Annotated in this window: 16 protein-coding genes and 1 pseudogene; 3 read left to right on the forward strand and 14 right to left on the reverse strand. The window is 63.9% G+C overall.

Annotated elements, in window-relative coordinates:
* Genes IDT60_RS17905 through IDT60_RS17915 form a run of 3 tightly spaced genes read right to left on the reverse strand, consistent with a single transcriptional unit; the run spans position 1 to position 3,274 of the window.
* Entirely contained in the window at positions 1–540 is a 540-nt protein-coding gene (locus IDT60_RS17905; protein ID WP_191080082.1) for a flavin reductase family protein, read from the reverse strand.
* Positions 537–1,841: an NAD(P)/FAD-dependent oxidoreductase gene (locus IDT60_RS17910; protein ID WP_191080083.1), complete on the reverse strand. Its 1,305-nt coding sequence runs from the start codon at positions 1,839–1,841 to the stop codon at positions 537–539. Before IDT60_RS17910 ends, IDT60_RS17905 begins: the two co-directional genes overlap by 4 nt.
* Positions 1,842–1,876: 35 nt before the next feature.
* Positions 1,877–3,274, reverse strand: a complete 1,398-nt coding sequence (locus IDT60_RS17915; protein WP_191080084.1) for an LLM class flavin-dependent oxidoreductase — start codon at positions 3,272–3,274, stop codon at positions 1,877–1,879.
* A gap of 310 nt (positions 3,275–3,584) precedes the next feature.
* On the opposite strand from IDT60_RS17915, the gene IDT60_RS17920 reads away from it, so the two are divergent.
* Together IDT60_RS17920 and IDT60_RS17925 are read left to right on the forward strand one after the other, a co-directional pair.
* Positions 3,585–4,379: an HpcH/HpaI aldolase/citrate lyase family protein gene (locus tag IDT60_RS17920; protein ID WP_191080085.1), complete on the forward strand. Its 795-nt coding sequence runs from the start codon at positions 3,585–3,587 to the stop codon at positions 4,377–4,379.
* 158 nt (positions 4,380–4,537) lie between these two features.
* A complete protein-coding gene (locus tag IDT60_RS17925) occupies positions 4,538–5,326 on the forward strand; it encodes an IclR family transcriptional regulator (RefSeq protein ID WP_223883793.1) in 789 nt (262 codons plus the stop codon).
* 78 nt (positions 5,327–5,404) lie between these two features.
* Here the strand turns inward: IDT60_RS17925 and IDT60_RS17930 are convergent.
* From IDT60_RS17930 to IDT60_RS17945, 4 genes and pseudogenes are all read right to left on the reverse strand, one after another.
* A pseudogene (locus IDT60_RS17930) lies at positions 5,405–5,783 on the reverse strand (zinc-binding dehydrogenase); the annotation flags it as partial.
* 110 nt (positions 5,784–5,893) lie between these two features.
* Positions 5,894–7,165, reverse strand: coding sequence for an MFS transporter (locus IDT60_RS17935; RefSeq protein WP_191080087.1), 1,272 nt, complete (start codon positions 7,163–7,165; stop codon positions 5,894–5,896).
* Between the two features lie 69 nt (positions 7,166–7,234).
* On the reverse strand, positions 7,235–9,172 hold the full coding sequence (locus IDT60_RS17940; RefSeq protein ID WP_191080088.1) for a BCCT family transporter: 1,938 nt from the start codon (positions 9,170–9,172) through the stop codon (positions 7,235–7,237).
* Positions 9,173–9,820: 648 nt separating this feature from the next.
* Positions 9,821–11,977, reverse strand: coding sequence for a glycogen debranching N-terminal domain-containing protein (locus IDT60_RS17945; RefSeq protein WP_191080089.1), 2,157 nt, complete (start codon positions 11,975–11,977; stop codon positions 9,821–9,823).
* Positions 11,978–12,263: 286 nt separating this feature from the next.
* Here IDT60_RS17945 and IDT60_RS17950 point away from each other — a divergent pair, with 286 nt between their 5' ends.
* Positions 12,264–13,217: an SRPBCC family protein gene (locus IDT60_RS17950; protein WP_191080090.1), complete on the forward strand. Its 954-nt coding sequence runs from the start codon at positions 12,264–12,266 to the stop codon at positions 13,215–13,217.
* A 286-nt stretch (positions 13,218–13,503) separates the two neighbouring features.
* On the opposite strand, the gene IDT60_RS17955 is transcribed toward IDT60_RS17950, so the two are convergent.
* The 7 genes from IDT60_RS17955 to paaA all read right to left on the reverse strand — a co-directional run bounded on the left by IDT60_RS17955 (position 13,504) and on the right by paaA (position 19,873).
* The gene (locus IDT60_RS17955; RefSeq protein WP_191080091.1) at positions 13,504–14,838 is read right to left on the reverse strand and encodes an MFS transporter; all 1,335 of its coding nucleotides are present in this window, start codon (positions 14,836–14,838) and stop codon (positions 13,504–13,506) included.
* Positions 14,839–14,972: 134 nt separating this feature from the next.
* Positions 14,973–15,764: an enoyl-CoA hydratase/isomerase family protein gene (locus tag IDT60_RS17960; RefSeq protein WP_191080092.1), complete on the reverse strand. Its 792-nt coding sequence runs from the start codon at positions 15,762–15,764 to the stop codon at positions 14,973–14,975.
* Positions 15,765–15,784: 20 nt separating this feature from the next.
* Positions 15,785–17,026 (reverse strand): 1,2-phenylacetyl-CoA epoxidase subunit PaaE, encoded by a 1,242-nt coding sequence (gene paaE, locus IDT60_RS17965; RefSeq protein WP_191080093.1) that lies wholly within the window; start codon positions 17,024–17,026, stop codon positions 15,785–15,787.
* Between the two features lie 9 nt (positions 17,027–17,035).
* Positions 17,036–17,560: a 1,2-phenylacetyl-CoA epoxidase subunit PaaD gene (gene paaD / locus IDT60_RS17970; RefSeq protein WP_370590702.1), complete on the reverse strand. Its 525-nt coding sequence runs from the start codon at positions 17,558–17,560 to the stop codon at positions 17,036–17,038.
* On the reverse strand, positions 17,557–18,471 hold the full coding sequence (gene paaC / locus IDT60_RS17975; RefSeq protein ID WP_164204584.1) for a 1,2-phenylacetyl-CoA epoxidase subunit PaaC: 915 nt from the start codon (positions 18,469–18,471) through the stop codon (positions 17,557–17,559). Before paaC ends, paaD begins: the two co-directional genes overlap by 4 nt.
* Complete coding sequence (gene paaB, locus IDT60_RS17980; RefSeq protein ID WP_164204582.1) at positions 18,468–18,851, reverse strand: 1,2-phenylacetyl-CoA epoxidase subunit PaaB; 384 nt, start codon at positions 18,849–18,851, stop codon at positions 18,468–18,470. Before paaB ends, paaC begins: the two co-directional genes overlap by 4 nt.
* Positions 18,848–19,873 (reverse strand): 1,2-phenylacetyl-CoA epoxidase subunit PaaA, encoded by a 1,026-nt coding sequence (gene paaA, locus IDT60_RS17985; protein ID WP_164204580.1) that lies wholly within the window; start codon positions 19,871–19,873, stop codon positions 18,848–18,850. Before paaA ends, paaB begins: the two co-directional genes overlap by 4 nt.
* Positions 19,874–19,892: the final 19 nt, after the last annotated feature.

The raw sequence follows: 19,892 nt of genomic DNA on the forward strand, positions 1-19,892 counted from the left end.
TCAATCTCCTTTGATCGATGAGGCCGGTGTGGCGCCGGGTTCGGCGAACCCGCCGAAGCGGCCGCCGTGGAAGATGAGGGGGCTGCCCTCGCCGGGGGTCATTTCCAGCACGCTGGCGATGACGATGAGATGGTCCCCGGCAACTATCTGCTGCTCGACGCGGCAGTCGAACCAGGCCAGCGAACCGTGGATGTGCGGTGTACCCCAGAGGGACTCAGACCAGTTCACCGTGCCGAGTTTATCCGGGCCTTTGGCTGACAGTGCGCGGCAGACCTGCTGCTGGTCTTCGGCGAGCAAACTGACGCTGAACCGGTCGGCCGCGGCAATCTGCGGCCAGCTGGAGGACGTGTGCGTGACGCTGAAGGTGACCAGGGCCGGTTCCATGGACAGGGACGCGAACGTCCCAACGATCATCCCGTTCCGTGCCCCCGTGACGGGATTCGTGGAGCAGATGGCCGCTACGCCGGTGGGCAGGTGCCGCATCACGGCGCGGTAGTGGTCCGACGCGATGGGGCGGGCTTCCAGTGCCGGGGCGCTCATGGCCGTACCTCCTTTAGTTCTGCGTGGATGGTGCGTCCGGCGCGGAGGGCGGACTCGATGGCGCCGTCGAAGAAGCCTGCCCAGATGTTGGCGGTGTCGCTGCTGGCGAAGTGCAGTGCGCCTTCGCTGGCCTGCTGTGCGGCATGGTACTTGGTGAGCTGGCCGGGGCGCTGGATCTGCCAGGTTTCCTCGGCGTAAGGATCTTCACCCCACTTGTGTCCGGTGACTTCGAGGACTTCCAGGTCATCCCGCCATACCCTGATGGCTTCCTTGACCTGCTCGATGTCGGTCACATCGATGCGGTTCGCATCGGCGCCGAAGCCGACCAGGACGGCGTCGTCGTCACCAATGAACTCGGTGCGGATCACGGAGAGCGGTTTGTCCTGGGCGGAGTAGGCGAAGAAGGGCTTGATCGGGCCCTTGACCCGGATCCATGCCTTGACGCCCTGGGACGCGGTTTTTTCCCGGCTGGGGGCGAGCTTGCCCTCGGACAGGGCGGGCTGGACATCGAGTTTGTGCAGCACGTTCTGCGGCAGGGTGATGACCACCTTCGTAGCCCGGATGTCGTGGCCGGCACCGTAGGTGACGGTGGCGCCGTCGCTGTCGTGGCGGACGCTTGTCACGGGTGTGTTGAGGCGGATGTCCGCAGTGGTGTCCGCGGCGATGGCGTTGGCCAGCCCGTCGTTGCCGTTCTTCAGGCGGTAGATCGCCGAGGCCTCGTGCATCAGGTGCCAGTGGCCGGAGGATCCGGCGGTCCAGCGCAGGGCGTTGACGTAGGCGCACTGGTCCAGGGGCGCGTTGAAGTGGCCCACCCAGGCGGCCTCGTTCGCGTTCCGTTCGTCCTCGGAGAGGTCCAGCTTGTCCAGCATTTCCTGCAGGTTGTATTGGTCCACGTCGGCGAGGTTTTCCACGGTCAGGGGTGCATCGGGGCGGGGAAGCCACTTCGTGGTGTCTTCGAGCAGCCGCGTCATGCCGGGGTCGATCAGTTTCATGAAGTCGTCCAGGTTGCCGCGGCGCACCTCGTTGCCGGCCAGCCAGAAGGTTTCCTCGGAGCGCGGGCCGCGGGAGACCTCCAGGCCGTAGCTGGTCACCTCGGCCCAGACGTGGGGCTGGGTCCAGTGCAGCCAGTTGCCGCCGAGTTCGAGGTTCTGGCCCAGGCGGCGTTCGGTGTAGACGCGGCCGCCGATGCGGTCGCGGGCTTCCAGGACCACTACCTGGTGGCCCCGGTTGGTGAGTTCGCGGGCAGTGACGAGGCCTGCGAGACCGGCGCCGATGACGACGACGTCTGTTTGTTCAGTCATGGTTGTCTCCGTTGTGATTTCTACGTCGTGAAGGGTCAGCGGGCCGCGGGGGCCAGCCGCGCGGTGCGGTGTTCAGTGGCGGGGTGCCCGTCCAGCGTGTACTTCTGGCCGAAGAACTTTTCGCGGAGGGTAACAGGCTCCTGGTCCTCGCCACGCGCGGGGGCAATGATGCCGTGAGCGCGGAGTTCCGGCAGGGCTAGTTCGATGAACTCTTCCCAGCCCCCGGGCTTGGTGATGTAGCTGAGGTTGATACCGTCAATGTCGGCCTCGTCACGCCAGCGGCGCAGCTCGGCAGCGACCGTTGCCGGGGACCCGATGATCGTGGCGCCGGTGCCGCCGACAGCCAGGAACTCGGCGATCTGACGCGGGGTCCAATCCCGGTCCGGGTCCGCCTTGGAGAACATGTCCACCATCGACTGACCCGCTTTGGTTCCAACCGACCGCAAGGGGGTATCGAGCTCGTATTCCGACATATCAATTCCGGTCCACCCGCTGAAGCGTGCCAGGATTCCATCGATCGGCGCGCTGTCCACGGCTTTCCGGTACTTCGCCTGGGCTTCTTCATCGGTGGGCGCAACCACCACGGTCAGTAGGATGACCACCTTGACGTCGCGGGGATCGCGGCCTGCATCCGCCACTGCCTGGCGCAATTTCGCCACACTTCGCTTGGCACCCTCAACAGACGTGCTCTGAATAAAGACCGCTTCGGCGTGCTTTCCGCCAAACTCCATGCCCCTGGACGAAGAGCCGGCCTGGAACAGCACGGGAGTGCGCTGCGGAGAAGGTTCGCAGAGGTGAAAACCGGGGACCGTGAAGTGCTCTCCGGAGTGGTTGATCGAGTGCACCTTGGCGGGGTCGATGTAGGTGGCCGACTCGGCGTCCCGGACCACAGCGCCCTCTTCGAAAGAGCTTTCCCAGAGCTTGTAGACGACCTCCATGTACTCATCGGCGAGGTCGTAACGCTCTGCGGGGGTGAGCTGCTGCTGCTTTCCCAGGTTCCGGGCGGCCGCCTCGGAGTAGGAAGTGACAATGTTCCAGCCCACACGGCCGGAGGTGAGGTGGTCCAGCGAGCTGAACTTGCGGGCCAGCAGATACGGCGGCTCATACGTTGCCGAGACAGTGACCCCAAAGGTCAGGTGCTTGGTGACCGCGGCCATGCCGCTGATGAGCACCGTGGGGTCGTTGATCGGGAACTGGGCGGCGTCGCGCAGGGCGGCGTCGCCGTTACCACGGTAGACATCGTGGTAGCCGACGTTATCGGCGAAAAAGATGCCATCGAACCCGGCCTTTTCCAGCATCTGAGCGATACCGGTCCAGTACTGCAGATCCGTATAGCGGTAGCCCTGGTCGGCATCATTGCGCCAGGAGCCCGATGTCAGGTGGGCAGGTGCAAAAACATCGAAGGCAAAGAGGCTGAGAGGTTCATTTTTCATGGCAACAGTTCTTCCTTGGACTCGTGCCGAAACGTACGGACAATCCGATGTGGGTGTTCATATCTTGAACGCTGTGTTCAATTTAGAGTGTTGTGCACGTCACTGTCAAGAGGTTTATCGCGGCGAAAGATGCCGATCTGGCCCTCCATTGACACCATGCCGTGACGTCTGTCATATTTTTTGAGCACCGCGTTCGTTTAGGAACGTCCATCTGATTCGAGGACGGCTCCGCACCGAACTGCGCAGCAATCCCCGGCAGCCGCCCGGAGACGGCAGGCCCACACGACGTCACGCGACCCCGGAGCAAACAATGAAGATTTACGGTGACAGCGACCGCGATACCGGCCTATCAACACCACGATTGACAATCGACGACGGCGGCACCACCTTGGGCGCCTGGATCAGCTTCCGCGACCCCGCCGCTGTGGACGTCGTGGCGGCGGAGGCCTTTGACTGGATCTGCATCGACGGCCAGCACGGCGGCGCAGAAATCCATGAACTCCAGCAGTTGGTCGAGGCCGCCCACCTGTTCTCAGTGCCGTCCATGGTCCGCGTCCCCGGGCACGATCTGGGAGCTTTGGGCCGGGTCCTGGATTCGGGTGCCGGCGGCATCATCTTCCCCACCGTGGAGGATGCAGGCACAGCCCGAATATTGGTAGCGGCCTGCCGCTTCGCCCCTCGCGGCAAACGGAGCTACGGGCCAACCCGCCGCAGTCCCCGGTACCCCAAACCCACCCCGGGCAACCCGGCGGAAGACACACTCTGCATCCTGATGATTGAAACTGCAGAGGGCCTGGCCAATCTGGACAGCATCCTGGCCACACAGCCGGACGGGATTTTCGTTGGACCCTACGACCTGTCGCTCAGCCTCGGCATCACCTTGGAGGAGCTGACCGGCCAGGGCGAGGACGGGATCCTGGCCGATATTGCCCGTCGTGCCACGGCCGCCGGAGTCTCTCCGGGAATTTACACCGGGGAGGTGCCCCTCTCCGAAAAGATGCGGGCCCTCGGTTTCCGTTTTATGCCTGTCGCCTCGGATACAGGTCTGCTGGCAACGGCATCACGAAACGCCGTGTCAGCTGCCAAGCAGTTGACGGCGTACTGACGGACGACGTACTGGCAGGAATCAACTACGCCCCCTAAGAACTGAATGAACACGGCATTCAACTTCGGGACCTAAGATGGCACAAGGGTCCCTGTATGCCGTGCATCCAGTTACGGGCAGAGGGCTCGCACCATAAGCCCCAACGAAACGGCGCAAAAATGACTGACGCAGATACCGAAGAACTGACGCAGGAACCTACCGATCTGACCAACAAATCGGTCATCAAAGCAGGCGTCCTCCTCAGGGAACTCGCCAGGCATCCGCGGGGAATCACCAATACCGAGCTTGCACAGGCCGCCGGGATGACCAGGCCCACCGCCTTCCGCCTGCTCCTGACTCTTGAGCAGATGGGCTTCGTTGACCGCGACGAGAACCTCTACAAGCTGGGCTTTGAGATCGCCCGCCTCGGCCGCCTGGCTGATCCCACCACGGGCCTGGCTGCGCGCATCCAGCCAATCCTGGATGACGTTGCTGCCGATCTCAATGAATCGGTCAGTTACGCCGTTGTTAACGGTGATTTCGACTATGACCTCGTAGCGGAAGCCAGCAGTACCCGGATCCTCAACGTGCCGCAGCACTACGTTGGGAAAAAGTATCCCCTTCATGCCAGCGCCACCGGGAAAATCCTGCTCGCCGAGCACAGTGACGAGAAGATCGCCGAAGTACTGCCCGACGTGCTGGAAAGCTTCACGCGCCACACCATTACCCAGCGGAATGATTTGCTCCGGGAGATCCGGGACGTCAGAAAGCAGGGTTATGCCACGCTGGACAACGAACTCGAAGAGGGGCTCTTCACCGTGGGTTGCGGTGCACGGGACGTCAAAGGACGGCTGACCGGCATCATCACGGCGAGCGGACCGGGCGAACGGCTGAGGACAGGCCGCCTGCCGGCAATTGTCGAGCGGCTGCGGCAGGCCGCCGAGGACATTTCAAAGACAGTCCTCTGATTCTGGCTGCCGCAGGCAGGTGCACGGTGCCGCTCCGCCACGCGCCGCCGTCGGACTCGCGCCGCTGAGAGTTCAGCATTAGGCACGCCCCGCGGAAGGAACCAGGATGATCTTCCCGGTTGTCTGCCGGGACTCCAAGGCCGCGTGGGCGTTCAGCTGCTGCAGGTCGAAGGGCGGCACCTGTCCGGAGGCGCCGCCGAAAGGACCAGGGGCCGCGGATCCGCAGGGAATCCAGGGAACCTTCAAAGGTATCCTTGCCGACGCCGTCATAGACGACGTCGACTCCACCGCCGCCGGTCAGCGCCCGGACGCGTCCAGGTACTTCGCTGTAATCGAGGACGTGGTGGGTACCGGCCTTGCGGGCTTGTTCCGCCTTTTCCGGCGTCGAGGTCGTGGTGATGACAACAGCGCCGCGCCGCTTCAGCATCTGGATCAGCAGCAGGCCCACTCCCCCGGCCACCTCGTCCGAAACGCCATCCGGGACCCCGCAGCCTCGACACCGGGAACGAAGGGGTAGCTCGATGCGTAAACGCCCGAGCGCTGGTACGTCTCGGAGCTCCCGTCGCCTCAGTGTGAGTAGCCCGAAGCTGCCTGGGTCAGGGTTTTGCCCTTCGTCTCGGGAGCCAGCCACTGGGATAGCCCTGCTCCTGCCAAGGCGACAGCAGCAGCGATCAGCATGGTGGGACCTGCCCCGAGGGCCTCCATTGACATTGGCATCAGGAAGATGCCGATCCCTGCCCCGACGCGGCTGACAGCGGCCGCGAAACCTGTCCCGATTCCCCGGATCTCGGTCGGAAGAACCTCACTCGGATAGACGCCGGTCAGCGTGGTGTACATCGCGTTGAAGAACGAGAAGACCAGGAACAGGACGAGAACAACAGGCCCGGGCGCGCCGGCCCACAGGCCGATGATGGCGAGGACTACAGCGCAAAGCCACTGCGGCGGGACGCACAGTATGCGGCGGCCCGCCTTGTCGATCAGCAGGACCGTGACCACCACCCCGGCAAGGGCGATGGCAGAGAGCCCGACTCCGCCAGCGAGTCCGCCGCCGAGGCCGTACTGGTTCAAGACGCTGTCGGCGAACGTGGCGATAGCAAAGTAGGGTGTCACAGCGCAGAACCAGAAGGCCGAGATGAACAACGTGGACCGCCAGTGCTGCTTGGAGAACAGCATGCCGAAACTGCCCTTCCGAACGTCCTCGTGCTGGACGTCGTCAAGCGCGTCATCAGGCATGTATTTTTCGGCGAGGGCGCGGGCCTCATCCTTGCGGCCCACGCTCCACAGCCAGCGTGGCGATTCCGGCAAGCCAAGCCGGGCGAGGAACAAGGCCACCGCGATAAACGTGCTGGTACCGAGGATAAAGTGCCAACTTAGGTCGGTGTATGCAGCCAGCAGATGGCCGATCAGGAACGCGACCATAAAGCCGGCGTACCAGGCGATCTCCATGGCGCCCATGAGGCGACCGCGCAGGTGGGTGGCCGAGAACTCAGCCATCAGGGGCCATCCCACCGCGTATTCGCAGCCGATTGCAATGCCCATCAGCAGCCGCACCACCAAAAGCCACAGGGGTGAGTCGATGAAGAACTGCATGCCTGACGCGATCGCAAACAGTCCGATGTCGAACATAAAGATTGGCTTCCGGCCCCACTTGTCGGCCGCCCAGCCACCCAGAGGCGAGCCGATGAGGATGCCGATCAAGGCGGCCGCAGCGATCAGCCCCTGCCAAACCACTGAGAGCTCCAGGTCCTCTGCCATCCTCCCTGACAACGGTCCGATGATGCCGAGGATGTAGCCGTCCAAAAACATGCCGCCGATCAGGACGGTGATCATTCTGATCATGAAGCGTTTTTTACTTGCCGCTGAGATGACGCTCTGGCGTGCAGCTGAGTTTTTTGTTGCTGACACTCTTCAGCTCCTACCGGTTGGGTTGGATGAGATTGGCTCCGCCTTGTCGGTGGCGTAGATGGGCGTCCCCGCTGCCGTGGCGTCGATGGCCTGGAGTTGGCCCGTCGGCGGTGCGGTGCTTTCCTTGGTGGCGAGGATGAACTTTTGGTGGCCGTGTTCATCAACAGCGGCGCGGACTGTTCGCCGGATGACGGAATCGGAAAGTTGTTTGCGCAGCCAGATGGGGTCACGGCGGAGGTCCCGGGTCAGGGCGATGCAGAGGACCAGGAGGACGATGACGAACGGTGCTGCGGCAACGATGGTCATGCGTTGGAGTCCGCTGAGTGCTTCGGCCGGTGTGTCTCCGCCGGCCAGGAGCATGACGATTGCGACGGTCCCCATCAGGACGCCCCAGAAGACCACGACGGGTTTGGAGGGTTTTAGGGTGCCGCGGGAACTCAGGGAGCCCATGACGATGGAGGCCGAGTCGGCGCCGGTGACAAAGAAGATTGCGGTCAGGACCATGGCCAGGACGGCCAATCCGATGGTGAGCCACTGGGGTGTGCCGAGCCCGTTGAGCATCGCGAACAACGCGCCGTCGAAAGAGATGGTGGGTGAGCCGTCGACGATGGTGGCGATTCCGTCGGTGGTGTCGGCGGTGGCGTCGGCGGCACGCTGCTGGTGGATGGCCGTACCGCCGAACACAGCGAACCAAAGCAGGGACACCAGGGACGGCACAAAAAGGACACCGGTGACGAACTGGCGGATGGTGCGGCCGCGGCTGATACGGGCGATGAACATGCCCACGAACGGGGTCCAGGACATCCACCAGACCCAGTAGAACACTGTCCAGCTGGAGAGCCAGGCGCGCATGGTGTCATCCCCGGTGGCTTCGGTGCGGGCTGCCATTTCGGGCAGTTGCTGGATGTAGGAGCCCAGGGCCGAGGGGATGAGGTTCAGGATAAACAGGGTGGGGCCGACAACAAACACAACCACTGCCAGCACCACGGCGAGAATCATGTTGGTGTTGGACAGGAACTGGATGCCCTTCTCCAGGCCCGAGACTGCCGAGGCGACGAAGCAGAACGTCAGGACGGCGATGATGATCACCAGCAGCGGTGTGGCAACTTCGCCGACGACGCCGTTGAACTGCAGGCCGCTGCCGATCTGCAGCGCACCCAGGCCCAGTGACGCTGCGGAGCCGAAGAGGGTGGCAAAGATGGCGAGGATGTTGATGATTTTCCCGCCGATCCCGTCCACGGCCTTGCGGCCAAAGAGGGAGACGAACGCCTCGGAGAGCAGGTTCTTCCGGCCCAGCCGGAACGTGCTGTACGCGATCGCGATGCCAACGACGGCGTACATCGCCCACGGGTGCAGGGTCCAGTGGAACACCGAGGTGGCCATAGCGGTTTCCACCGCTTCGACCGTCTGGCCATCCACGGTGCTCGGCGGCGGGGAGATGTAGTGGTACAGGGGTTCGGCCACGCCATAGAACATCAGGCCGATCCCCATGCCGCAGGCGAACATCATGGAGATCCAGGACCCGGTTTTGAACTCGGGCCCCTCACCGTCCTTACCCAGCGGGATGTTCCCGAAGCGGCCAATGGCCAGCCACAGGACATACACCACGAAGACCGAGGACAACAGGACAAAGACCCACCCCGATGATCCCAGGACCCAGTTCAACGCAAGCGTTGATGCGGCGGCCAGGCCATCCGTATCGGTGAACCCCCACACCAGGAACGCAATCACCAGGGCGCCTGTCACAACAAAGATCGTCTTGTCGAGGCCGCCGGTATGCGCGCGGGCTTGCCCGCGCCTTTCGGCAACCCCGTCCTTTAAGTCTTCGAGGATTTTTACTTCCTCGGACTCGGTTCGGTGCAGGTGGGCAGTGTCATCCACCGGCGGCGCCGTTACCACTTCAACGGATGGCGCATCCGATGCGGAGTGCTTGGTGCTCATGGGAGCCTCTCTCAGAAAGGGATTGGGACGTGGGTGCCCCAGCGTGGGCCACAAAGGCTTGCCGGAAGCGGCTTATCTGGGTAATGGATTGGGAGCTTGGGGCGGCAACTAAGCCGCGGCGGCCTTTTCCACATAAAGACCTGCCCACGGTTCGCAGGTCACCGTGCCCTGCTCGGTGAACCGGGATGGGAGGACGGAGGGAAGTGCCCGGGGGCGCACGGGAAGCGGACGGGACGAAGGGCACAGTGCAGTGCTTAGAAAGCGGATCGCGATACTCACAGTGGACTCCTCAACGCTGACGAGGAACCGGGGTTCCGGAGGCTGGACATTTCGAGTGGAAGGACAATCATCGGCCTTCTTTGAACGCAGTGTTCATCTTGTGAACATTCATCAAGTGTGGCGCAGCCCACTCTTTCTGGCAAGAGCAAAACCAAACGAGGATGAACGTTACGTTCGAAAATGAACCCTCCGCAGTGCGTGGGCATTGGGCGCGTTATGCAGTCAACAACCGGAAGTACGAGTTCCGGGCGTGAGACGTGTCATAATCTGCGCAGCAAAGTAAGTGAACGCCATGTTCATTCCGTGACCCAGGCGCAATTCCTGATACCGGTTTCCGGCCCGCAACCACGAAAACTTCGAGGGCGTCAGTCAGCCATCGCTTTTCCGTGCGGCCTGCTCTATTAGTTCTGTCAGCCATGGCCGGTGTTCACGATGGAACGCCACCCCTTCGGGAAGTCCCTGCACGGAAGGTTCGGAGCCCGTGATATCGATGGTGATCCGGCTCCCCGCCAGGGGCGCATTGGTGATGTGCAGGTTGCCATAGGATTCCGGGAGCGCCGGATCCATCCAGAATCCGCCGCGGGATATATGGGCGTCATACCGCATCAGGCTGGTGACCAACATGATTGGCGTGGTCGCTGCCCACGCCTGAGGAGAGCACGCGGTGGGATACGGCACGGGTTCCGCTACCTGGTCGCGGCCGAAGCCGCAGAACAGTTCCGGGAGTCGGCCCTCGGAGTAATCGGCGGCCTCAAAAAGCGCAGTGGAGATCCGCTGTGCTTCTCCGACGAATCCGTAGCGCATCAGGCCCGCGGCGATGATTGCGTTGTCATGCGGCCAAACTGATCCGTTGTGGTAACTGGCCGGGTTGTAGGCGCCCATATCACTTGAGAGGGTTCGCACGCCCCAACCACTGAACATTTCGGGTGACATAAGCCGTTCGGCCACCTGGGGCGCCTTGTCCTCATCGATAATTCCGTGCCAGAGACATTGACCCATGTTGGACGCGCATGCGTCGACCTGCCGTTTGTTGGCGTCGAGGGCGACTGCGAAGTAGCCGCGGTCAGGAATCCAGAACTCGTCGTTGAACCTTTTCTTCAACCGCACCGCTTCTTCGGTGAGCCGGGCCGCCAACGCCGGATCGCCGGCGTCGTACGCCATCCACGCCCGGGACAAGAACGCGGAGTAGGTCAATGCCTGGACTTCGCACAGTGCGATGGGAGGCTCGGCCACGCGTCCGTCAGCGAAGTTGATCCCGTCCCAGGAGTCCTTCCAGCCTTGGTTGATAAGGCCCTGTTCGTTGAGTCGCTTATACTCGACGAACCCGTCGCCGTCCTTGTCACCGTAGTTCCTGATCCAATCCAGTGCCCGGTCTGCGTGGGGCAGCAGGGCGGCGATGGTGTCCTTGGCAAAGCCCCAGCGGCTCACTGATGCGAGGGTCATCACGAACTGTGGAGTCGCGTCCACACTGCCGTAGTAAACGGATTTTCCACCCAGGGAGAGCCCGCTGGAGACTCCCAGCCTGACTTCGTGCAGGATTTTGCCCGGTTCCTCCTCGCTCATCGGGTCCACCACGCTGCCTTGCCTGTCTGCCAGCGTCTGCAAGGTGCCAAGTGCTAGGGAGGGGTCCACCGGCAGAGCCATTTCCGAGGCCCACAACGAGTCCCGGCCGAAGAGCGTCATGAACCACGGCGCCCCGGCTGCCACTACGACCCGCTCCGGATGGGCCGGATCCTCGATGCGAAGTGCGCCCAGATCGTCGTAGCTGCGGCGGAGGGTCCGTTCCATGGACCGGTTGCCCATGTGCAGCCTGGGAATCTTCGCCACCCATTCCTGGCGGCGACGGTCGCTCGGAGACATCTCACCATCAGCCGGGCGGACGAACGATGCCACGGGTCCGACGCCGTCGACCGTGGGCACCACGGTCAGACTGGTACTCCAGTGGCCACGCGGCGCGACCACCGTCCGGTAGGTCAGCGCCTCCGCGCTGACGTCGGCACCGCCGGCGTTAACGACAATGCCCTTCCGGACGCCCTGCCAGTGGGCGCGAATGGCCAAGGAGTCGCCTTCCGGGTGGCGGGACTGTTCCCAGAGCCGCTGGACACGCGCCTCCTTGACCTCGAACAGGTCCGCGAAGTCCGATTCGACGTCGAGGGTGACCACGCATTCGGCCTCGTCCGACGAGTAGTTCCGAATGGTGATCTCCTCCAGGATCCCCGCGCCAACTTCCCGCAACCGCTCCACGATCAGGGGGCTGTCCGCATACCCATCGGAGCGGGGAACGCGCCCAATAAACAAAGCCCGATGAGGTTCCTTCGTTGATGCGGTCAATGGCTCCAGAGCCTGCCCGTTGATGGCCAGGTTCCAGCGCGACAGGATACGGGTGTCCTCGTGGAAAACCCCGTGGGGAAGCTCCGGGTGAATGTCTCCGTTGGCGGAGGAAATGCAGAAAGATGAACCCTCCACCAAAGTAACCGTGCCGGACCCCACGGGCCCCGCAGCCGTGTCAGCATTCCAGCCAGCCATCCCCGCCTCCTATAACGGCTCAAGACCGGGCGGCGGCATGCGGCCCAAGGCCGAACCGTCGATCGCCGCCATACTCCGTTGGCTACGCTACGCCTCTGTCAGCGCTTTGGTAATAAGCACTGCGCCCGTCCGAAAATCGTGGCCGGGTAAGGTCCGTCTGATACCAGTGGGGGCACTGGAAATGCCCTGCGGGACTGGCCGCAGGGATTACCGGAGGATATGCTAAGCATACTGATGAATTTTTGGTTCCCTCATCAGCCCCGGTTCAACTCTCGAAGGAGATGTCATGAGCACGAAGGTCGAAAAACGCATTCTGGTGAATGTGCCGGTGAGCACCGCCTACAACCAGTGGACGCAGTTCGAGGAATTCCCGCACTTCATGGGCGGCGTGAAAAGCGTCAAGCAGATCACTGATGACCGGCTTGAATGGGTGGCGGAGATTGCCGGCGTCCGCAGGCAGTGGACAGCGAAGATCCTGGAGCAGATCCCAGACCGCAAAGTGGCATGGGCCGCCACGGAAGGTGCCACCAACGCGGGGGCGGTGGAATTCGAGGACGTCGGAGGCGGCCAGACCTCGCTGCGGCTCACGCTCGAGTACGATCCCGAGGGCCTCATCGAAAAAGTCGGCGACAAGCTCCACGTCGTGGACCGCCAGGCCGAAGCCGACCTGAAGCGCTTCAAGGAGTTCATTGAAGATGCCGGCTACGCCAGCGGCGCTTGGCGCGAGTCAGTCAACAGGGGCGCTTCCGTAGGCACTCCGGGAGTGGAGGATGCCGCAGCCTCACGCGGAGACTCGGGCAACGCCGGGATCTCCGGCAAGATGGCCGCAGGGCTGGGCGTCGCAGCGGCCGCCGGCGCCGCAGCTGCCATGAGCGCTGGCACCAACAAGGATTCGCACGAGGCCCGGGACGAAACCATCACACCTCCGGTCCGGCCCGTTACGGTCGAGCCCACACCGGTACAGCATGTTCCCGCCGATTCTGTAACAACCACGACGGCGGCCGGCGGCTCAGTGGCAGGCGCTGCGGCAGGCGCCGGGGCGGCAACCCCCGTGCCCGGCTCCGAAACCGTGGGCAGCGATCGCGCGCCGGGCAGGCCCTTCGACCAGACGAACGGCCTGGTGGATTTCGAGGGTGAGTCCGACGGAACTGCTGAAGGTGAGATTCACAGCGCGGCCGAGCGCCGCGAGGATGACGAGCCCGGGACGATTCCTCCGCTGGGAGGCCACGTCCAGCGCTAAACGTCCACGCGGATTGTCCGCCCGGGAGTGGCAGCGAAATCCGGGAGTGGCAGCGAAAATGGCCCTGCCCCGCACTCAGGTGCGGGGCAGGGCCATTTTTTACGTGTCGGAGGCTGATTGGTAGGAAGCCCCCGCGCGAGGTGAACTCCAGCGCAGGGGCTTCCAGGTTTCGTTGGGGGGCCGAAACCGAGATCAATCTACCGGCTCGGCGCGGGTGATAAGCCCGGCAACAGGGGGTTCGTGGAAATCTTGAGTGAACCTTGAGCCCGCCGCGCCATGGCGGGAATTAGTGGTGGTGGCTGATGCCCAGCGGGCGGCCCCTTGTCTCCTTGGCCAGCAGCACACCGATGGCGGAGATGACGCAGAGGATCATGATGTAGATGCCAATGGATCCAGTCCACTTGGTGCTCTGCAGCAGGGTCTCTGCGATGGTGGCCGCGAACGCCCCACCGAGGATGGCACCGAAGGCGTACCCGATGGAGATGCCCGAGTAGCGCACGTTGGCAGGGAACATTTCGGCGTACATGGCGGACATCGGTCCGTACGAGAGGCCGAGCCCGACTGTCAGGACGAACAGTGCCACGCCGTAGAGCGTGATGTTCCTGGTGTCGATCAGGGCGAACATCGGGATCATCCACACAAAGACGATTGCGTAGCCGATCAGGAACGTCTTGACCCTGCCGATCTTGTCCGAGAGCCAGCCGCCCACCAGGGTAAAGATCAACCAGCCAAAGGACGCCAGCGTGGTGGCCAGCAGGATTTCCGGGACCGGCATCTTCAGCGTCCGGGTGGCGTAGGAGATGAAGAAAGCAATCAGGAGGTAGCCGGCAGCGTTGTTGCCGATGAAGATCATGGTGGAGTACAGAACGGGCAGCTTGTGGTTCCGGATGAGCACGCCGAGCGGCGCCTTGCTTTCTTCCTTGCGGGCAGCCATTTCCTTGAAGACCGGGCTCTCGGCAACGGCACGGCGGATCAGGTAGCCAACAACGATCAGAACGATGGACAGCAGGAACGGCACCCGCCAGCCCCAGGACGCGAAGTCTTCCCTGGACATGTTCGAGTTGAGAACGAAGAGCAGGCCGGTGGCAAGGATCATGCCCACCGGAACGCCGATCTGGGGGTACGCACCGAAGAGGCCGCGCTTGCTCTTGGGCGCGTGCTCCACAGCCATCAGGGCCGCGCCGCCCCATTCTCCGCCGGCAGAGAAGCCCTGGATGATCCGCAGGAGGATCAGCAGGACCGGAGCCCAGAAGCCAATCTGTGCGTAGGTGGGGAGCATACCGATCAGCGCCGTGGCGGCACCCATCATGATCAGCGTGAAGACCAGCATGGCCTTGCGGCCAAGACGGTCGCCCAGGTGGCCGGCAACAATGGCGCCCAGCGGCCGGAACAGGAAGCTGATGCCGATCAGCGCGAAGGAGAGGATCTGCGCCAGGCCCGGATTGGAGTCATTCAGTGGCGCGAGGAACAGCGGCGACAGCAGCGTCCCGGTCAGCTGGGCAAAGATGAAGAAGTCGTACCACTCGATGGTGGTGCCCACGAGGGTCCCGGCAAGGACTTTTCGTTCCTCGTGCTTGCTGCTGGGGCCCATCTCGGAATCGACGCGTGAAGTTGCGGTCATTGGAACTCCATGGCTGGGGGCAGCGATGCTGCCCGGGGTGGTGTCAAGCTATTTACTGATCGAACGTTCAGTTACCGATGATAGTACTATGGATGTGGCCCAGCGCACATCCAAAAACCTTCGGAGGGGAAGAATTAGCGCGACGCCGTCCCGGTGAACACCGGTGAACGCTTTTCCTGGAACGCGCGGAATCCCTCGGCGTAGTCTTCGCTCTTGCAGAGCCGCGCCTGCTCGGCATTTTCCTCTGCCATGGCGTCCCAGAGTCCCAGCCGCTGGTCGCGGATGTGCGCTACCAGCTCCTTGCTCGCGTTGAACGCCTCAGTGGCCCCCGAGGCCACGGTGGACACGATGGCCCGTGTGCCCGGCAGAAGTTCATCCGCCGGCATGGCCCGGCTGAACATCCCGCGCGCCACAGCCTCTGTGCCGGAGATCAGCTCGGCCGTGTAGATCAGGTCCAGCGTCCGGTGCATGCCCAGCCGCTCCGTGAAGTACCAGTGCCCGCCCGAATCCAGGGTGGCGCCGAGCTTGGCAAAGGGCGAGCCGAACTTCGCATTCTCCGCCACGTACACCACGTCGGTGGCGAGCAGCAGACCCAGTCCCACGCCGAGGCACGCACCCTGGGCGGCCGCAAACGTCGGCGCCGGGAACGCACTCATCTTTGTCAGCAACGGCTGGACCAGACCGGCCAGGTAAGCCTCGGCGTCGTCGCTCTCCGGCGTCACGTTCTGAATGTCACGACCCGCGCAGAAGGCGCGGCCCTCGCCCCTGAGAAGCAGCGCCCGCACCTCCCCGCGCGCGGCGGCGGCAGCAGCGTCGTCGTACGCCTGTGCTAAATCCGCCAGCGCCTGCTCGTCGAGCGAGTTCAGCTTGTGGGGCGCGTCCAGCACTACTTCGGCGACGTTGTTGGCGATGGAGAGGGAAATCATGGGGCTCCTTAAGTTAGTACTTACACGTCGAAGTCGACGGTGACTTCCTTGCTGGTGGGGTGGCTCTGGCACGTCAGCACGTAACCCTTGTCCAGTTCATCCTGTTCAAGGGCGTAGTTCTCGTCCATGGTTACGCTGCCGGTAACCACCTTGGCGCGGCAGGTGCCGCACACTCCCCCGGCGCACGCGAACGGTACGTCCGGGCGCACCCGCAGCGCGGCGTTGAGGATGGATTCGCGGGCGTGCGTGGGGCTGGCCACTTCGCCCTGCAGGCCGTCGAGCTTGAACGTAATCTTGTACGTCTCCTTGGCCTCGTCCACCAGCACGGGACGGCCTGCGTTGCCTTCCGGGCGGTCCGGCTTTCCCGAGCTGAACAGCTCAAACCGGATGGTGTCCGGGCTGACGCCACGCTCGGCCAGGGTGTCCCGGCACAGCTGCACCAGTTCGAAGGGCCCGCACAGGAACCACTCGTCCACATCATCGGCGTGGATGGCCGTGCCCAGCAGCTGCTGGAGCTTTTCGGAATCGATGCGGCCGCTGAGCAGCGGCGCAATCCGCTGCTCGCGGGACAGCACGTGGTGGATGGCGAGGCGCTGCGGGTATCTGTCCTTCAGATCCGCCAGTTCCTCCAGGAACATCACGTCCATGGCGGCCTTGTTGGCGTAAATCAGGTCGAACCTGCTGTCCGGGTTGGCTGCCAGAAGCGTGCGGGCGATGGCGATCACCGGAGTAATGCCTGAGCCCGCGGCGATTGCCACGAAGCTGGCCTCACCGGTCGCAGCGATTTCCCCGGCCAGTTCCTCAGGGTGGTTCATGGAGTTCATGCGGTTCTGCTCCACCGCTTTGCCGTCCCGGCCGTGCTTGGACACAAACGCGCCCATGGGGCTCATAACATCCAGGGTGTCCCCCGCCTTCAGCTCGGCGTTGGCCCACGTGGAAAACAGCCCGCCGAGGTCCTTCTTGACGGCGACACGGATCTCGCTGCTGCCGTCCTCGAAGCTGCGCGGCTCGGCGCAGATGGAGTAGCTGCGGCGAACCTCATGCAGCTCACCGGTCTCGTCCGGCAGCTTGGTGCGAAGGGCCACGTACTGGCCGGGCAGGTAGTCGAACTGGCCGGCGAGGCCGGCCGGAACATGGAAGGAGACTTCAATGGCGTCTTCGGTGAGCCGGCGCACCTCCTTGACGGCGAGCGTGTGGAAGGACGGACGACGGCGGCCGGTGGCCTGCGCCGTCTCGGCGGCGGTCTGGCGGACAACAGGCATGGGGTTTCCTTACAGGACTTTGAAGTAGTCGAACGGTTCCTTGCAGTCCTGGCACACGTAGAGCGCTTTGCAGGAGGTGGAACCGAAGCGGGTGAGTTCCTTGGTGTTCAGCGACGAGCACTGCGGGCATTTGACGGCCATTGTCAGGCGGATGGGTCCTGCGTGCCGGGCGGCATTGGACATCCCCGACGGCGGGGCGATCCCGTACTCCTGCAGCTTGGCCTTCCCGGCATCGGTCATCCAGTCGGTGGTCCACGCCGGGGCAAGGACCAGGTCCACGTCCACGCTGGCGTAGCCTTCCTTGGCGAAAGCGGCCTTCAGGTCGTCGCGGATGGCATCCATCGCGGGGCAGCCCGAGTAGGTGGGTGTAATGGTGACCCGCACTGCATCCTGCGTGACCTGGACGTCCCGCAGGATGCCCAGGTCCGCGATGGTGAGGACGGGGATTTCCGGATCGCAGACCGTGGCGGCGATGTCCCAGGCTTTCTGCCGTTGGTCGACCTGCCGGTCTGTACGTGTAGCCACGGCGGTCACCAGCTTGCCCCGGGATGCTCCCGGGCCAGCACCTGCATCTCCGCGAGGATGTAGCCCAGGTGCTCCGAGTGCTTGCCGCTTCTCCCGCCGCCGGGGGCGGCCGGAACGTCCGGAACGTCCAGTCCGGCTTCGGCGAGGATCTCACCGGTCAGGCGGTCAAACTCGGGGCGCAGGCTGGAAGGCTCGACGGCGGCGCCCGCCGCGGCGAGGCGGCCGGTCAGTTCGTCGTCGCGGAAGAGTTCCTCCACGTACGGCCACAGCATTTTCAGGCCGTGGATTATCCGGCGGCGGGATTCGTCCGTGCCGCCGGCAAGGCGGAGGATCCACTGGGCGCTGTGGTCCCGGTGGTAGTCCACTTCCTTCACGGCCTTGGCTGAGATGGCGGCCAGCGTGGCGTCGGTGGACTGGGTGAGCCTGCGGTACAGCTCGTACTGGTAGTAGCTCACCACGAACTGGCGGGCGATGGTGGCCGCGAAGTCGCCGTTGGGCTGCTCGAAGATCTGAATGGACCGGAACTCGGTTTCGCTGCGGAAGTACGCGAGCTCGTCCTCGGTCTTGTCCCAGGCGCCGCCGGCGTAGCTCAGGAAGCTGCGGGCGTGGCCCAGCTGGTCCAGGGCGATGTTACCCAGGGCAATATCCTCCTCCAGCTCCGGTGCGCGGGAAATCCAGTGGCCCAGGCGCTGGGACAGGATCAGGGCGTCGTCCCCCAGGCGCAGCGCGAACTCGGCCGCGTCTTCGGTGGGTTTGGCCAGGCCGGTGCGGACCTCCAGGGCGATGTCCTCGGGGCGGAGGGCGTTGCCGGGGGTGATGCGGGTGGCGGAGGCGTTACTGTCGCCGCCGGCTACACCGGTGGAGATGTCACCGTGGCCGTGCGTCTCGGCTGCTTCGGTGTTCGTTGCGGGGGTGCTCACAGGTGCTTCACCCCTTCGCTCTTGGTGTAGTACGTGGCGTGCCGGTAGTCCTTGCCCTGGGGCGACTCGAAGAAGGAACCCTTGGAATCAGGATCGCTGGCTGCGATGGCGTCTGCCGGGACCACCCAGATGGAGACGCCCTCGTTACGGCGGGTGTAGAGGTCACGGGCATTGCGCAGGGCCATGGCGGCGTCCGGCGCGTGCAACGAACCGGCGTGCACGTGGCTCAGGCCGCGGCTGGACCGGACGAAGACCTCCCATAGGCCCCACGCACGCGTAGGGGCCTGCGCCTCGACAGGCGCCGGGCTGACTTTTTCCGCACTGCGGTTGATTTCGGTGGCCGAGCTGGCCGGGACTTCCGGGTTGCCGTGGGGGCTCATGCTGCGTATTCCTTCGTCTCCATTGACTGCTTTGCCTGCTGTTTTGCCGCATATGCGGCGGCTGCCTCGCGGACCCAGGCGCCGTCGTCGTGCGCCTCCCGGCGGCGCTCAAGCCGCTGGGAGTTGCAGGGTCCCCGGCCGGCGAGGACCTCGTGGAACTCGTCCCAGTCCAGCGGCCCGTGCTCCCACTTCTTGGTTTCCTCGTTGAAGCGGACCTGGTCATCGGGGAGGGTGAGACCCAGGACCTTGACCTGCTCGGCCATCATGCCCACGAAGCGGTGACGGAGTTCATCGTTGCTGAAGCGCTTGATGTTCCAGGCCATGGACTGCTTGGAGTTGGGCGAATCGTCGTCCGGCGGGCCGAACATCATCAGGGCCGGGGCGTACCAGCGGTTGACGGCCTCCTGCGCCATCTGCTTCTGCTCGGGGGTGCCGTTGGCGAGTTCCAGCAGGATCTCGAAACCCTGGCGCTGGTGGAAGGACTCTTCCTTGCAGACCCGGACCATGGCGCGGCCGTATGGACCATAGGACGCCCGGCAGAGCGGCACCTGGTTGCAGATGGCGGCGCCGTCCACCATCCAGCCGATGGCACCCATGTCCGCCCAGGTTCGCGCCGGGTAGTTGAAGATGGACGAGTAGCGGGCCTTGCCGGCTATCAGCGCATCCATCATCTCGTCGCGGGACTGGCCCAGCGTCTCGGCGGCTGAGTAGAGGTACAGGCCGTGGCCTGCCTCGTCCTGGACCTTGGCCATCAGGATGGCCTTGCGCTTAAGGCTGGGGGCGCGGGAAATCCAGTTGGCTTCCGGCTGCATCCCGATGATCTCCGAGTGCGCGTGCTGGGAGATCTGGCGCAGGAGGGTCTTGCGGTAGGCCGCCGGCATCCAGTCCTTCGGCTCGATCCGCGAATCGTCGGCGATTACGCGGTCAAAGTTTGCCTGCCCCTCGGCGTCACGCCGGGCAGCCGCATCCAGTTCTTCCGGGGACAGTTCAGCGGTCACTGACTGCAGATTCTGCACTGCCATGGTTGCTCCTCTAGCAAAG

Source organism: Pseudarthrobacter sp. BIM B-2242 (assembly GCF_014764445.1).
GTDB lineage: Bacteria > Actinomycetota > Actinomycetes > Actinomycetales > Micrococcaceae > Arthrobacter > Arthrobacter luteus_A.

Excerpts from the sequence above, each read along its gene's own strand:
- IDT60_RS17905 (WP_191080082.1), bottom strand. The coding sequence starts at position 540 with ATGAGCGCCCCGGCACTGGAAGCCCGCCCCATCGCGTCGGACCACTAC.
- IDT60_RS17910 (WP_191080083.1), bottom strand. The coding sequence starts at position 1,841 with ATGACTGAACAAACAGACGTCGTCGTCATCGGCGCCGGTCTCGCAGGC.
- IDT60_RS17915 (WP_191080084.1), bottom strand. The coding sequence starts at position 3,274 with ATGAAAAATGAACCTCTCAGCCTCTTTGCCTTCGATGTTTTTGCACCT.
- IDT60_RS17920 (WP_191080085.1), top strand. The coding sequence starts at position 3,585 with ATGAAGATTTACGGTGACAGCGACCGCGATACCGGCCTATCAACACCA.
- IDT60_RS17925 (WP_223883793.1), top strand. The coding sequence starts at position 4,538 with ATGACTGACGCAGATACCGAAGAACTGACGCAGGAACCTACCGATCTG.
- IDT60_RS17935 (WP_191080087.1), bottom strand. The coding sequence starts at position 7,165 with ATGATCAGAATGATCACCGTCCTGATCGGCGGCATGTTTTTGGACGGC.
- IDT60_RS17940 (WP_191080088.1), bottom strand. The coding sequence starts at position 9,172 with ATGAGCACCAAGCACTCCGCATCGGATGCGCCATCCGTTGAAGTGGTA.
- IDT60_RS17945 (WP_191080089.1), bottom strand. The coding sequence starts at position 11,977 with ATGGCTGGCTGGAATGCTGACACGGCTGCGGGGCCCGTGGGGTCCGGC.
- IDT60_RS17950 (WP_191080090.1), top strand. The coding sequence starts at position 12,264 with ATGAGCACGAAGGTCGAAAAACGCATTCTGGTGAATGTGCCGGTGAGC.
- IDT60_RS17955 (WP_191080091.1), bottom strand. The coding sequence starts at position 14,838 with ATGACCGCAACTTCACGCGTCGATTCCGAGATGGGCCCCAGCAGCAAG.
- IDT60_RS17960 (WP_191080092.1), bottom strand. The coding sequence starts at position 15,764 with ATGATTTCCCTCTCCATCGCCAACAACGTCGCCGAAGTAGTGCTGGAC.
- paaE (WP_191080093.1), bottom strand. The coding sequence starts at position 17,026 with ATGCCTGTTGTCCGCCAGACCGCCGCCGAGACGGCGCAGGCCACCGGC.
- paaB (WP_164204582.1), bottom strand. The coding sequence starts at position 18,851 with ATGAGCCCCCACGGCAACCCGGAAGTCCCGGCCAGCTCGGCCACCGAA.
- paaA (WP_164204580.1), bottom strand. The coding sequence starts at position 19,873 with ATGGCAGTGCAGAATCTGCAGTCAGTGACCGCTGAACTGTCCCCGGAA.